Source organism: Streptomyces sp. NPDC002787 (assembly GCF_053592095.1).
In genome coordinates, this window is sequence record NZ_JBSFVC010000045.1 from 1 (window position 1) to 13,302 (window position 13,302).

Sequence of the window (13,302 nt, forward strand, 5' to 3'; positions counted from 1 at the left end):
CGGTACTCGTCGACCACGTCACCGGTGTTGCGCAGCCGTAGTCGCACGGTCGTACTGCTTCCCGGGTCCACAGTCGCGGAGGCGGGTTCGAGGGAAGTCCAAAGGCTCACACAGCCACGCTAGGCGGGCGGTCGACGGGCGTCAGGAGTCGCAGGGGCACCCCGGATGTCCACAAGGCCCTCCGGCCCGGGGCCCGGACCAGCGCCGGACGGGCCCCGGAGTGACCATGAGCGGATCCCCGGTCCGCCACCCCGGGAGCGACCGTGAGCGGATCACCGGTCCACCACCCCGTGACGGCCCGTGAGCGGATCGCCGGTTTGCCACACGCGCACCGGCCGTACGCGGATCGCCGGCCGGCCGGGCCCGGCCGGCTATGCGCGAATGGCGGGCCTACCGCGCCCCGACCGGCCGTACGCGGATTCGTCGGGCCCGAGGCGCTCGAAGTGGCCTACACGGCCCGCCGACCGGCCGTACACCGACCGCCAGCCCGCGGCGCCCCGACCGGCCGTACACAGACCAGCGGCCCCCAGGCGCCCGAAGCGGCGCACACGGATCGCCGACCGGCCGCGCCCGGACGGCCATACGCGCATCGCGGACCTGCCACACCCTGACCAGCTGTACGCAGGCCTTCGGGCCCGAGGCACCCGAAGCGGCACACACCGACCGCCAGCCCGCCGCGCACCGACCAGCCGTACACACACCAGCGGCCCCGAGGCACCCGAAGCGGCGCACGCGGAACGTCGGCCGGGCGTGCCCGGACCGCCGTAGGCGCACCGCGGGCCTGCCGCACCCCGGTCGGCCGCCCACGGGCCGTCGGTCGGCCCGTGGGCGGAGCGGGAGCGCGGCGCCGGAAACGGGCCGGTGTGTTGCCCCTGTGGGCAACAGGACTGCCCCCTACCAGGCCCCCGAGGACGTTTCGAGGCACGCGCTTCGCGCGTGAGGGTGAGAGGCGACCTGTCTCGTACCCCAAGGAGAGCAGAGCATGCCGTCCTACCTGTCGCCGGGCGTCTACGTCGAGGAGGTGGCCAGCGGCTCGCGTCCCATCGAGGGTGTGGGCACCTCGGTGGCCGCCTTCGTCGGCCTGGCCCCGACCGGTCCGCTGAACGAGCCGACCCTGGTGACCAACTGGTCCCAGTACGTCGCGGCCTTCGGCGAGTTCACCGACGGCTACTACCTCGCGCACTCGGTGTACGGGTTCTTCAACAACGGCGGCAGCGCCGCGTACGTCGTCCGGGTCGGCGGCACGGCCGCGGACGGCGCGTCCGCCCAGGGCCCGGCCGCCGTGACGGGCTCCGCCGCGCCGGCCGCGCTGCCGCCGGGCGAGCCGAAGCAGCTGGGCACGTTCAGCGTGACCGCCATCGCGGGCGGTTCGCTCAGCGTCGAGGTCGCCGACCCCGAGGGCGAGGGCCCCGCCGAGCGCTTCAAGCTGATCGTCAAGCACGGCGACAAGCCGGTCGAGACCTTCGACGTGACCGCCAAGAAGGGCGGCCGCAACTACGTCGTCACCCAGGTCAAGGAGCGCTCCAAGCTCATCACCGTCACGGAGACGGCGCCGGCCGCGCAGCTCGCGCGCCCCGACAACCAGACCGTGGCCCTGGCGGCCCCCGCCGCTCCCGCCCCGGTCGCCCCCGCCACGACGGACGACGCCCACCCCGGCCCGGCCGAGTACCTCGGCGACTCCGCCGACCGCACCGGCTTCGGCGGCCTGGAGGCCGTGGACGAGATCTCGATGGTCGCCGTGCCCGACCTGATGGCCGCCTACCAGCGCGGCGCGATCGACCTGGAGGCCGTCAAGGCCGTCCAGCTCGGTCTCATCGCGCACTGCGAGCTGATGGGCGACCGCGTCGCCGTCATCGACCCGCCGCCCGGCCTCAACGCCCGCCAGATCCGGGTCTGGCGCCAGGAGACCGCCGGGTACGACTCCAAGTACGCGGCCCTCTACTACCCCTGGATCAAGGTCTTCGACCCGGCCACCGGCCAGTCGAGGGTGGTCCCGCCGAGCGGCCACGTCGCCGGTGTCTGGGCCCGCAACGACTTCGAGCGCGGTGTGCACAAGGCTCCCGCCAACGAGGTCGTACGCGGCGCGGTGGACCTGGAGCTGCAGATCACCCGCGGCGAGCAGGACCTGCTCAACCCCATCGGCGTCAACTGCATCCGTGCCTTCCCCGGCCGTGGCATCCGCGTCTGGGGCGCCCGCACCATGTCCTCGGACCCGGCCTGGCGCTACCTCAACATCCGCCGGTACTTCAACTACCTGGAGGAGTCGATCCTGATCGGCACCCAGTGGGTGGTGTTCGAGCCGAACGACCACGCGCTGTGGGCCCGGATCCGGCGCAACGTCTCCGCGTTCCTGGTCAACGAGTGGCGCCAGGGCGCCCTCTTCGGCCAGCGGCCCGAGGAGGCGTACTACGTCAAGTGCGACGAGGAGACCAACCCGCCGGAGTCGGTCGACCTCGGCCGGGTCATCTGCGAGATCGGCATCGCCCCGGTCAAGCCCGCCGAGTTCGTGATCTTCCGGCTGGCGCAGTTCTCCAGCGGCAACGGGGAGCTGGAGGAGTAAGCACCCCGGCCCGCCGGCCCTCGTACGCCATTCCTCAAGACCCCCTAGAAGGACAGAGAACAGATGAGTCTCGCACCGGGTGACGCCCTTACCTCACATAATTTCGGCCTCCAGATTGACGGCGTGATGGTCGAGTACCTCGCCGAGGTCAGCGGCCTCAGCCTCGAACAGGACGTCATCACGTACCAGCAGAACTCCGCCCAGGGCCGGCCCGAGGTCAACCTTCTGCCCGGTGTGCAGAAGAACGGGCAGTGCACGGTGGTCCGCGGTATGACCCAGTCGGCCGCGTTCAACACGTGGATCAACGACTCCATCAACGGTCAGATGAGCTCGGCCCGCAAGAACGCGTCGATCATCATGATGGATTATCAGAACAACCCGGTGAAGCGGTACAACATGCGCAACGCCTGGTGCAGCAAGATCGACGCGAGCACCCTCAAGGCGGGCGAGGCGTCCGCGCTCACCGAGACCGTGACCATCGTCTTCGAAGAACTGGTCATCGAGTAATGCGGCGTACGGCTGCCAGGGCGGGCGCGGGCTCGATCGTGGACGTACCGGGTCCGGGCGTGGCGGCCGGGCCGGGAGCGGTGGCGGGTGCGGCTCCGGCTGCGGGCGCGGGCGTGGGTATGGGCGTGGGAGAGGGAGTGGCTCCGGCCGCCCCCGCCCCCGCTCCTTCTCCGACCGCCGCGCCGGTGGCGCAGCGGCTGCGGACGGAGTTCCCGTTCGAGCTGCCGCGCGGTTATGTCGACGAGGCGGGGAACGTCCACCGGGAGGGCGTGATGCGTCTCGCCACCGCCCGGGACGAGTTGATCCCGCTCCGCGACGTCCGCGTCCAGGAGAACCCGGCGTATCTGTCGGTCGTACTGCTCGGCCGGGTCATCACCCGTCTCGGCAATCTGCCGATGGTCCACGACGGGATCGTGGAGAACATGTTCGCGTCCGACCTCGCGTTCCTGCAGGACTTCTACCGGCAGGTCAACGCCGAGGGTCACACCCGTGCCGCCGTGGAGTGCCCCCACTGCTCCGAGCCCTTCGAGGTCGAACTCGGCGGGAGCCGCCTGGGGGAATCGTGACGTACGCGACCGACCGGCTGCACGAGGAGATCGCGTACGTCGCCTTCCACTTCCACTGGAGCTTCGAGGAGATTCTCGACCTCGAACACCACGACCGCCGCCGCTACACCGAACAGATCGCGTCCCTCGTGACACGGGGCGGGGCGGAGGGCTGACGTGGGGTTCTTGGATCGCCTACGGGGTGCCCGTGCGTCGGCGGGGCGCCAGGGCGGGGTTGACGGGAGTGGCTCGGGTGACGGGGCCGGCTCGGGTACTGGGGTTGGCTCGGGCGACGGGGTCGGTTCGGCTTCGGGGGCTGAGGCGTCTTCGGGGGCTGAGGCGTCTTCGGTGAGTGGCGCCGCGTTCGTAGGTGGGGCTGCTTCCGTGAGTGGGGCTGCTTCGGTGAGTGGTGATGCTCCGGTCGGCGGGGTCGCTCCGGTCGGCGGGGGCGCTTCGATCGGTGGCTGGGAGGGGCTTGCTCCGATCCAGCGGGCCACCGGCGGGCGGGCCGTGGTCGCTGACGCCGGATTCAGCGGGCGGTTGAGCACGTGGCAGAACCCGTCCTTCACCGGAACCTTGTCCCACGCCGTCCTGTCCGGAGCGCCGGGCGGGCTGGTCAGGGATGTCCTCACCACGTCGGCGGCACCCGTCTCCGGCCTCGAACTGCCCACGCGCACGCTGCCGGTGGCGAACACCGACGAGCTCCCGGCCCAGGCCGACGTGCGCGGCGACGCGCTGCCGGTGCAGCGCGCGCCCTACCGGGTCACGCCGTCGCGTCCGACTGGGCCCCGGGTGACTCCGGTACCGCCTCGGGTGGCCCACCCGGCCCCGTTGACCAGGGCGCCTGCCGCGCCTGCCGCGCAGCGCCGGACGCTGCCGACGGCGCGGCCACAGGTCTCTGGGGTCGTCGGGACGTCGGGACGTACGGCGTCGGGCGGTACCGCGTCCGGACGTACGACTTCGGGCGGTGCGGCGTCGGAACACGCGGCTGCGGAGCGGGCGGCTGCGGAGCGGGTGGCCTCAAGCGGTTCCTCGTCAGGCCGTGCGGCGACGGGCGGCGGCAGCGCGCCTGCGCCTACGGCCTCCGGCCCCGGTGCGTCGGGCTCGGCCGATGCGGGACCGAGTCAGGTCGGCGCCTCCGGCGGCCCGCTTGGGGCGACGGCGCCTACCGGGGCGAGCGTCGGCTCCGACGCCTCGGGAAGCGGCTTCACCGTCACGGTCACCGGTCCCCGTGACGCGGGAGCCGCCACTCCCACGGGGCTCGACATCCAGAGGGCGACGACCGACTCAGGCCGTACGGCAGCCGATCCGGCCGGGGAGGCAGGCAACCCCGCCGGGGCGGCAGGTGGCTCCGCCGTGCCGGCAACCAGCCCCGACAGGACGGCAGTCGGCCCCGCCGGGAAGGCAGTCGGTTCCGCAGGGACGGCCGCTGGCCCCGCAGGGACGGCAGCCGGCCCCACAGGGAAGGCAGTCGGCCCCGCAGGGACGGCAACTGGCGCGGCCGCCACGGTCACCGGTTCTGGCGGCAGGCCTGTAGCCCCGCGAGCAGCTGTCAGCGTCCAGCGGGCGGCGGCCGACCCCAGTCGTACGACAACCAACCCCAGCGCAACGACCACCGGCCCCGCCGGGGCATCGGTCGGCCCTCGCGGGACCGTGGGCGGCCCCGACGGCACGCCGGTCGGCCCGCGCAACACGGCGGTCACCACGCAACGGTCGGCGACCGGACACGGCAGCTCGGCGGGCGAGACAGCCGGTACGACGACAGGTCCCGGCACGCCGCCAAGCAGCCCCGGCACGAGGGCGACCGGCCCCGACACCCCGGCGGCCGGCATCCGGCGTGCGGAAAGCGACCCCAGCAGCACGCCGAACCGCCCCACAGGCACCACCGCCGGCGCAGCCACGGGCCCCACCGGCTCCGGCTCCGGCTCCGGCAGGACGGCGGCTGGTGCCAGCCGTACGGCAACCGGGCCTTCCGGCGGAGCGGTCCACGTCCAGCGGGCGGCAACGAATCCCAGCCGTACGGCAGCCGCGTCCGTCGGAACACCAACCAGCCCGTCCGGAACGGCGACCGGCACCGGTGCGGCAGCACGCGGTCGCGACGCGGTGGCGACCGGCACCGGTGCGACGCCAACTGGCCTCGGCAGAGCGGCTGCGGGCTCCAGCGCCACGCCGACCACGGATGATCCTGTGATCGGCGTCCAGAGAGCAACCCCCGACCGCAGCCCCGCGCCAACCACCTCCACCTCCACCGGCACGGCGACCGGCTCCAGTGGCACGCCCGCCACCAGCCGCGCAGCCACCATCGTCCAACGGACAACGGCCGGCCCCGAGAGCACGACGGCCTCTTCCGCCGGGCCCGCGCCGGCCCCCGCGCCCGTCCGCCCGGTGCTGGATCACGGAACCCCTGCGGCCCGCCCGACTGGCTTCGTGGCCAACGCGGCCGAAGGAACAGCTCGTTCCGCACTCACAAAGACCAGCACCAGCGGCACGCTCTCGGCCGGTCCATCAGGCAGCAGCCCGCTCGGCGCGCCGGCCACCATCCAAAGGGCGTCAGCCACCCCCGGCGGCGCTACGGCGGCGACAGCGACCGGCCGCAGCAACTCCACGGCCCCGGTTGTCCCCTCGACCACGCCGGCCCTTCCCAGCACGCCCCCCAGCACAACCACGCACCCCGTACAGCCACGCACCTCCGGTGGACGGCGCATAGGCCTCGGCGCGCCGACCCCCGGCAACCTGCCGGCCCCCACCGCCACGCCCGCACTCCCGACCCCGGCCCCCTCACCCACCACGGCCGCCCCCTCGGGCCCCCCTGCTCCCCCGGCTCCCCCGGTCCAGCGCGCCACCACCCCCGCCCCCCGCCAACGCCCCCTGCTCGGCGCCCCCCTCTCCACCCCGCCCCAGGAAGCGAAGCCTCTCTCCGCGCGCACCGCCCCCGGCGGTTCACTTCCCGCCGGGCCCCCTCCCGTACAGCGGGCCACAACACCACACCAGGGAACGTCGCAGCACACCCCGGGCCCGCTCCCTCAGGCCCCCGAAGCTCCCGCGCCCACACCGGCGGCGGCCCTACCGTCCCACCGCCCCCCGGCCGTACCCCTGACCCGCCCGGCCCCCAACGCCCCCGCCGTACAGCGCGCCACGGCGTACCCCTCGACGACGGGCACCACAGCCGAGAGCCACAAGCCAGCGGTACAGCGCACCACCTCAACCCCCCTCACGCCCACCGCCATGCCCACCACCCCCACACCACCCACGTTCGCGCCCGTCTCCACCCCCGTGCGCCCCCTGGCCCCCACCCGCGCCCTCACCTCGTCCCTCCCCTCCACCACCACACCCCCCGCCGGCGCGCGTCAGGCACCCCAGCCCGCCGTACCCCTGCGCCGCCCCACGCCCGCGACGGGCCGGTCCGCATCCCCGGGCACCGGCCCCGCCGTACAACGCCTCACGGCCGACAAGCCCACGTCCCGTACAGCCGCCCCCCTCACCGTCGCCCCCGCGACGCGCCCGCACGCACCGCAGGCACCGCAGGCACCGCAGCGGCCAAGCCCTCTCCCCACCAGGACAGTCGCCCAGCGCCAAGCCACCGACACCACCCACACCATCGCCACCCCGAAGACGCCCGGCGCCCCCCACACGCCCACGCCCCCACTCACCACCCCGCCCCCCGCTGTCACCCAGGCCCCGCCCCCGGCCCCCGCCCTGATACAGCGAGCCCCAGAAACCTCCCTGCGCCCCACGGCCCCCACCACAACGCAGCGCACCGCGCCCGCCGCCCCACCCCCCACCTCCGCAGCGGACAACGACTCCCCCAGGGCCCAGTTCGACCCCCGTTCCCTCACCGACTTCCAGCTCGACGAACTCACACACAAGCTCGTCGGCCGGATCACCCGCCTCGTCCGCACCGAACTCCGTCTCGACCGCGAACGCATAGGCAAGCTCCGCGACCCCCGCCACTGACCCACAACCCACCCACCAGCCCACCACCTCACCCACCCCCCGCCACACCCCGACCCCCCGTCCGCAGAAAGGCCCTCCCCGATGCCCCGCGATCTCGACCCGGGCTCCACCATCTTCTTCACGCTGACGATCGACGGCGAAAGCCTCGGTTACTTCAACGGGTGTGAAGGCCTGTCGTCGACGGTGGAGATCGAGCACCGCCAGGAGGGCGGAAACAACGGGTTCGTCTGGCAGTTGCCGTCCCGCGTGACGTTCTCGAACATCCGGCTGACGCGACCGCTGACACCGGACACGGCGAAGGTCGCGGCGTGGATCTCGTCCGTGGCGACGGGCGTGAAGCGCCCGACGGCCCAGATCGCGGCGCTGCGCGCGGACGGCTCGGAGGTGGCGCACTGGGGTCTGATCGACGTCCTGCCGGTGAGCTGGCAGGGGCCGTCCCTGGACCCGGCGAACCCGGGCGTGGCGACGGAGGTCCTGGAGATCACGCACCACGGGTTCACGGACTGAGGGGCGGGGACAGGACATGGCGAAGGGAAGCAGGGGCGGCGCGGGCAAGAGTCTCGTGCGGGCCACACTGGCCATTCACGAGCCGCCGGTCGGGACGAGCACGACGCCGGGCGGGTTGATGAAGACGTTCAACTTCGAGTTCAATCCGGCCGAGTTGACGCTGAGCCGGCGCGCCCAGTGGAAGACCACGACCAGCGCGGCCGTACGCGACGGCGCGCTGCCGGAGTTCATGGGGCCCGAGCCCCGGGAGATGAACGTCGAGATCTTCCTCGACTCCTCCGACAAGCCGAGCGGCACCACGGTGCTGAAGAAGGTGGAGTCCCTGCTGTCGTGCTGCGAGGTGACGGCCAAGAGCCTCGCCGCGAAGCAGCCGTCGCCGCCCTGGGTGGTGTTCCAGTGGGGGTCGTTCTCGACGGCCCGTTTCACGGCGTACGTCAGCTCCGTGGACGTCACGTACTCCCTGTTCGGGACGACCGGTGTGCCGATCCGGGCCACCTGCCGGATGTCGCTGCACGAGATCCCCAGTACGACCAAGGGGCAGAACCCGACGTCGGGCGCGCTCACCGCGCAGAGCGTGCACCGGGTCGTCGCGGGCGACTCGCTGCAGTCGCTGGCATGGCGGGAGTACGGGAACGCGTCCGCGTGGCGGGCGATCGCGGAGGCCAACGGCATCGACGACCCCACCCGTCTGCCCACCGGCATCGAACTGGTCCTGCCGGCCGCCGAGGAGGTGGGTTTCTGATGGTGAAGCCATCCTTCTCCAACGTCATCCATGTGACCCTCGACGGGGCGAAGCTGCCGACCGAGTACGCCGATCTGCTGGTCGGCGGCTGGGTCGATCTCGGGGCCGGGGTGCCCGGCGCGTTCCGGCTCACCTTCCGCGACCCGCACGGGCTGCTGCTGGGCAAGCTGAACGTCCGGTTCGGCACCAAGGTGGTCATCGCGCCGGTCGCCGACGGGAAGGGCGCGGCGTCTCCGCTGCTCACGGGTGAGGTCACCGGGATGGAGACCGACTACGACGGCACCGGCACCTTCACCGTCGTGCGCGGCTACGACCCGGGGCACCGGCTGATGCGGGTGCGCAGGGTGGCGGCGTACCGCAACCAGACGGCCGCCGACATCGCGCGCAAGCTGGCCGCGATGAACGGCATCCCGGTCGGTCAGGTGCAGAGCACGAAGACGGTCTACGACTTCATCTCGCAGTCCAATGTGACGGACTGGGACTTCCTGGCGCGGCTCGCCGACGAGAACGAGATGGTGATGTCGCTGGACGCCAAGGGGAGGTTCCAGTTCGTCAAGCCGAAGCCGGCGTCCGGCGCGCCCCCGACGAGCACCCCCGGCGAGAAGAGCCCTTTCGTGCTCCAGGCCGGTGTGGACATCCTGCGCTGCCGGGCCGCCGTGACCGCCGCCGACCAGGTCGGCAAGGTCGAGGCGCGCGGCTGGAACGTCACGACGAAGAAGAAGCTCACCGCGATCACGCCGGCGACCGCCAACCCGGGTATCGCGATCGGCACCAGCCCGCAGAAGGCGGCGGGTGCGTTCAAGGCGGCCAAGCTGGTCGAGACGGACACCCCGTACGACCTCCAGACCGAGGTCACGCACGCGGCCGGGTCCCTCGCCGACGACATCACCTCCTCCTTCGCCGAGCTGGAGGTCACGGTGCGCGGCAACCCGCAGCTGCGGCCCGGGGTGCCTGTGACGCTCACCGAGGTGGGGGCCCCGTTCGAGGGCAAGTACACCTGCACGTCCGTACGGCACTCCTTCGGCGACGGCAGCCACTACGAGACCTGGGTGACCGTCAGCGGGCGGCAGTGGCGCTCGCTGTTCGGCCTGACGTCCGGAGGCGGTACGGCGGCGCCCCGGCTGCCGAGTGTGGCGAACGCGCTGGTCACCGACGTACAGGACCCGCTGAAGCAGGGCCGGGTGAAGCTGCAGTTCCCGTGGCTGGACGACACGTACGTCAGCGACTGGACGCGGACGGTGCAGATGGGCGGCAAGGGCGGCGGCGGGATCTTCCCGCTGGACGTCGGCGACGAGGTGCTGGTCGCCTTCGACCGGGGCGCGCTCGACCACCCGTTCGTGATCGGCGGTCTCTACAACGGCGTGGACAAGCCGACCCCGGTGAAGGACGTGTGGCTGCACGACCCGGTCAAGAAGAAGGCGATCCGGCACACCCTGTCCGACCGGGAGGGCAACCGGGTCGACCTGCTCAGCCAGCAGACCGGCCTGCGCAAGCAGGGCGTACGCATCGCCAGCGGCAACGACCGGCTGATCATCAATCTCGACCGGACGAAGACCGAGATCACGGTGGACAGCAAGGGCGCGGTCAGCATCACGGGCGGTACGTCGGTGTCCGTGAAGGCCGGGACCGATCTGACGCTGAGCGCGCTGCGGTCGGTGACCATCCGGAGCGGCGGGCCGCTCAACCTCCAGGGCCAGGGCATGGTCGGGCTCAGGTCGCTCGGCGGCGCGGTCAACGTCAACGCGGTGGGCGCCATCAGCATGAACGCGGCCGGTGCCGCGACGATCAACGCGGCCGGGACCGTGCAGATCAGCGCCGTCGGCCAGGCGGCGCTCCGGGCGGCGAACGTGGACATCATGGGCCTGGTGACGGTCAACAAGAAGCCGTATCCGATCCCGTGACGCCCGGAGCACGGAAGTCCGCCGAAGAGTCCTACGTTCCAGAAAGGAGGGTGACCCGCTGATGGCCGAGCAGTTCGTCGGATCCGGCTGGGCGTTCCCGCTACGCATCGGGCCCACCGGGGGCATCGCCCTGGTCAGCGGGGAGCGCGAGGTCGAGGAGGCCATCCGGCTCGTGCTGGCCACCGCGCCGGGTGAGCGGCCGATGCGGCCCGAGTTCGGCTGCGCCATCCACGACCTGGTGTTCGCGCCGGTCAACGAGGCCACCGCCGGCCGTATCCAGCACGAGGTGTACGCGAGCCTCGACCGCTGGGAGCCGCGTATCGAGGTGACGGACGTGGAGGTGACGGCGGGCGCCGACCAGGGCGTCCTCTTCATCGACGTCCGCTACGCGATCCGTGGCACCAACAACCCGCGCAGTCTCGTCTTCCCGTTCTACGTCATCCCCTCCCACGACGAGCCGGACCTGGCCTCCGAAGGCTCCGACCGTCCCGAACGCCCCGACCGTCCTGAAAGCGACCGCTGATGGCCCTGCCCTCCCCCAACCTCGACGACCGCCGCTTCCAGCAGTTCGTCGACGACGCCAAGCGCTACATCCAGCAGCGGGCCCCGGAGTGGACCGACCACAACGTCTCCGACCCCGGCGTCACCCTGGTGGAGACGGTCGCCCACATGGCCGACCAGATCGTCTACCGGCTCAACCGGGTGCCGGAGAAGAACCATCTGGCGTTCCTGGACCTGGTGGGCATCACCCTGTTCCCGCCCTCGGCCGCCCGCACGGAGGTGACCTTCTGGCTGTCGGCGCCGCAGGAGGAGCCGGTCCTGCTGCCCGTGGGCACCGAGGTCGCCACCGTGCGCACCGAGAGCGAGGAGGCGGTCGTCTTCGCCACCGAGCGCGAACTGACCGTCGTGCCCTGCGAGTTGCGGAACATCGTGGTGCAGCTGAGCGGTGAGCCGGTGGCCGACCGGACGACCGATCTCGTCGAGGGCAAGGACCTGATGTGCTTCGCCGAGTCCCCGCGGCCCGGCGACTGCATGCTGTTCGGGCTGACCGCCGCCGTTCCGACCTGCGCGGTCGTGCTGGAGCTGGACAGCCGGGTCGACGGTGTCGGCGTGGACCCGCGGCAGCCGCCGCTGGTGTGGGAGGCGTGGACCGAGGACGGCTGGACGCAGTGCGAGGTCGACCGCGACGGCACCGGCGGCCTGAACCGCCCGGGTGAGGTGGTCCTGCACGTCCCCGGCGGGCACACCCTGTCCCGCACCGGCGGGCAGGAGGCCGGCTGGCTGCGCTGCCGGGTCACCGAACCCCTCCCCGGCCAGCCCTTCTACACCACCTCGCCGACCGTCCGCGCCGCCGAGGCCTTCACCATCGGCGGCACCACCACCGTCGTCCACGCCGAGACCGTGTACGACGAGGCGCTCGGCGAGTCCACCGGTCTGCCCGGGCAGCGGCTGCGCCTCGCGCACTTCCCCGTGGTGGGCGACACCCCGCCCGTGCTGCTCCAGACCGCCGAGCACGACGGCTGGAACGACTGGGAGGTCGTCCCCTCCTTCGCCGGATCCGCCCCGTACGACCGCCACATCACCCTCGACGCCGCCACCGGCGAGATCGCCTTCGGCCCGGCGGTACGGGAGGCCGACGGCACCCTGCGCCAGTACGGGGCGGTCGCGCCCAAGGGCGCCGTCGTCCGCGCCGTGCGCTACCGCACCGGCGGCGGCCGGGCCGGCAATGTCGCGCGCGGCGCCATCCGTGTGCTGCGCACCTCCGTCCCGTACGTCTCCGAGGTCGTCAACCGCGAGGCGGCGCGCGGCGGTGTCGACGCGGAGACCGTGGAGGAGGCGAAGGTCCGGGCGCCGATCACCCTGCGCGCACAGGAACGCGCGGTGACCCTGCGCGACTACGAGGAACTCGCCCGCCGCGCCGCCCCCGAGACCGCCCGCATCACCTGCCTGGAGGGCGAGGAGGGCGAGCACGGGGCATACGCGGTACGGGTGTTGGTGGTTCCCCAGGCGGTCCCGGACCCCGGTGGCCGTCTGCGCTTCGAGCAACTGGTGCCCGGTGACGCGCTGTTGCGCCGCATCACCCGCCATCTCGACGAACGCCGCCTGATCGGCACCCGGTTGGCCGTCGGCCCGCCCTTCTACCAGGGCATCACCGTCGTCGCCACGCTGCACGCCTTCCGGGGCACCGACACCGACCGGGTGCGCCGCCAGGCCCACGACGCGCTCTACCGCCACCTCGACCCGTTGACCGGCGGCGCCGACGGCCGCGGCTGGCCCTTCGGTCGCCCCGTCCAGTCCGGCGAGGTCTTCGCCGTCCTCCAACGCGTCCCCGGTGTCGAACTCGTCGACGACGTCCAACTCCACCCGGCGGACCCCCTGACGGGCAAACGAGGCGACCCCACCGACCGCATCGACCTCTCGCCCCCGTCCCTGGTCTTCAGCTTCGACCACCGGGTCCGAGTGATCGGGGACAAGCAGTGAGGACGGCCCTTGACGGGGCGCAGCCCCAAAAGGGGCGCGGGGAACTGCGCGACCAGCCACGACGGACCCGCAGCCGCCGACGCACCGCACCCCCCGAGCTCCCGG

Annotated in this window: 10 protein-coding genes; all 10 read left to right on the forward strand. The window is 72.6% G+C overall.

Translation table 11 applies throughout. The features are described from left to right. Nucleotides 1-982 precede the first annotated feature (982 nt). The 10 genes from ACWD26_RS39525 to ACWD26_RS39570 all read left to right on the forward strand — a co-directional run bounded on the left by ACWD26_RS39525 (nt 983) and on the right by ACWD26_RS39570 (nt 13,197). Nucleotides 983-2,560 (forward strand): phage tail sheath subtilisin-like domain-containing protein, encoded by a 1,578-nt coding sequence (locus tag ACWD26_RS39525; RefSeq protein WP_451277813.1) that lies wholly within the window; start codon nt 983-985, stop codon nt 2,558-2,560. Nucleotides 2,561-2,623: 63 nt separating this feature from the next. Beyond that, a complete protein-coding gene (locus ACWD26_RS39530) occupies nt 2,624-3,067 on the forward strand; it encodes a phage tail protein (RefSeq protein ID WP_257540363.1) in 444 nt (147 codons plus the stop codon). Continuing rightward, complete coding sequence (locus tag ACWD26_RS39535) at nt 3,067-3,633, forward strand: hypothetical protein (RefSeq protein ID WP_451277815.1); 567 nt, start codon at nt 3,067-3,069, stop codon at nt 3,631-3,633. Before ACWD26_RS39530 ends, ACWD26_RS39535 begins: the two co-directional genes overlap by 1 nt. After that, nucleotides 3,630-3,788 (forward strand): DUF6760 family protein, encoded by a 159-nt coding sequence (locus ACWD26_RS39540; protein ID WP_391005701.1) that lies wholly within the window; start codon nt 3,630-3,632, stop codon nt 3,786-3,788. Before ACWD26_RS39535 ends, ACWD26_RS39540 begins: the two co-directional genes overlap by 4 nt. 3,049 nt (nt 3,789-6,837) lie before the next feature. After that, nucleotides 6,838-7,566, forward strand: a complete 729-nt coding sequence (locus ACWD26_RS39545) for an extensin (protein ID WP_451277817.1) — start codon at nt 6,838-6,840, stop codon at nt 7,564-7,566. Nucleotides 7,567-7,647: 81 nt separating this feature from the next. After that, nucleotides 7,648-8,073: a phage tail protein gene (locus ACWD26_RS39550; protein WP_149828893.1), complete on the forward strand. Its 426-nt coding sequence runs from the start codon at nt 7,648-7,650 to the stop codon at nt 8,071-8,073. A 16-nt stretch (nt 8,074-8,089) separates the two neighbouring features. Continuing rightward, nucleotides 8,090-8,815: a CIS tube protein gene (locus tag ACWD26_RS39555; RefSeq protein ID WP_451277820.1), complete on the forward strand. Its 726-nt coding sequence runs from the start codon at nt 8,090-8,092 to the stop codon at nt 8,813-8,815. Continuing rightward, nucleotides 8,815-10,716 carry a VgrG-related protein gene (locus tag ACWD26_RS39560; RefSeq protein ID WP_451277822.1) on the forward strand — a complete coding sequence of 634 codons (1,902 nt, stop codon included), beginning with the start codon at nt 8,815-8,817 and terminating at the stop codon, nt 10,714-10,716. The genes ACWD26_RS39555 and ACWD26_RS39560 overlap by 1 nt, the downstream gene beginning before the upstream one ends. Nucleotides 10,717-10,777: 61 nt before the next feature. Next, complete coding sequence (locus tag ACWD26_RS39565; protein ID WP_451277824.1) at nt 10,778-11,239, forward strand: GPW/gp25 family protein; 462 nt, start codon at nt 10,778-10,780, stop codon at nt 11,237-11,239. Continuing rightward, nucleotides 11,239-13,197 (forward strand): putative baseplate assembly protein, encoded by a 1,959-nt coding sequence (locus ACWD26_RS39570; RefSeq protein ID WP_451277826.1) that lies wholly within the window; start codon nt 11,239-11,241, stop codon nt 13,195-13,197. Before ACWD26_RS39565 ends, ACWD26_RS39570 begins: the two co-directional genes overlap by 1 nt. Nucleotides 13,198-13,302: the final 105 nt, after the last annotated feature.

Excerpts from the sequence above, each read along its gene's own strand:
- ACWD26_RS39550 (WP_149828893.1), top strand. The coding sequence starts at position 7,648 with ATGCCCCGCGATCTCGACCCGGGCTCCACCATCTTCTTCACGCTGACG.
- ACWD26_RS39545 (WP_451277817.1), top strand. The coding sequence starts at position 6,838 with ATGCCCACCACCCCCACACCACCCACGTTCGCGCCCGTCTCCACCCCC.
- ACWD26_RS39570 (WP_451277826.1), top strand. The coding sequence starts at position 11,239 with ATGGCCCTGCCCTCCCCCAACCTCGACGACCGCCGCTTCCAGCAGTTC.
- ACWD26_RS39565 (WP_451277824.1), top strand. The coding sequence starts at position 10,778 with ATGGCCGAGCAGTTCGTCGGATCCGGCTGGGCGTTCCCGCTACGCATC.
- ACWD26_RS39525 (WP_451277813.1), top strand. The coding sequence starts at position 983 with ATGCCGTCCTACCTGTCGCCGGGCGTCTACGTCGAGGAGGTGGCCAGC.
- ACWD26_RS39555 (WP_451277820.1), top strand. The coding sequence starts at position 8,090 with ATGGCGAAGGGAAGCAGGGGCGGCGCGGGCAAGAGTCTCGTGCGGGCC.
- ACWD26_RS39535 (WP_451277815.1), top strand. The coding sequence starts at position 3,067 with ATGCGGCGTACGGCTGCCAGGGCGGGCGCGGGCTCGATCGTGGACGTA.
- ACWD26_RS39530 (WP_257540363.1), top strand. The coding sequence starts at position 2,624 with ATGAGTCTCGCACCGGGTGACGCCCTTACCTCACATAATTTCGGCCTC.
- ACWD26_RS39560 (WP_451277822.1), top strand. The coding sequence starts at position 8,815 with ATGGTGAAGCCATCCTTCTCCAACGTCATCCATGTGACCCTCGACGGG.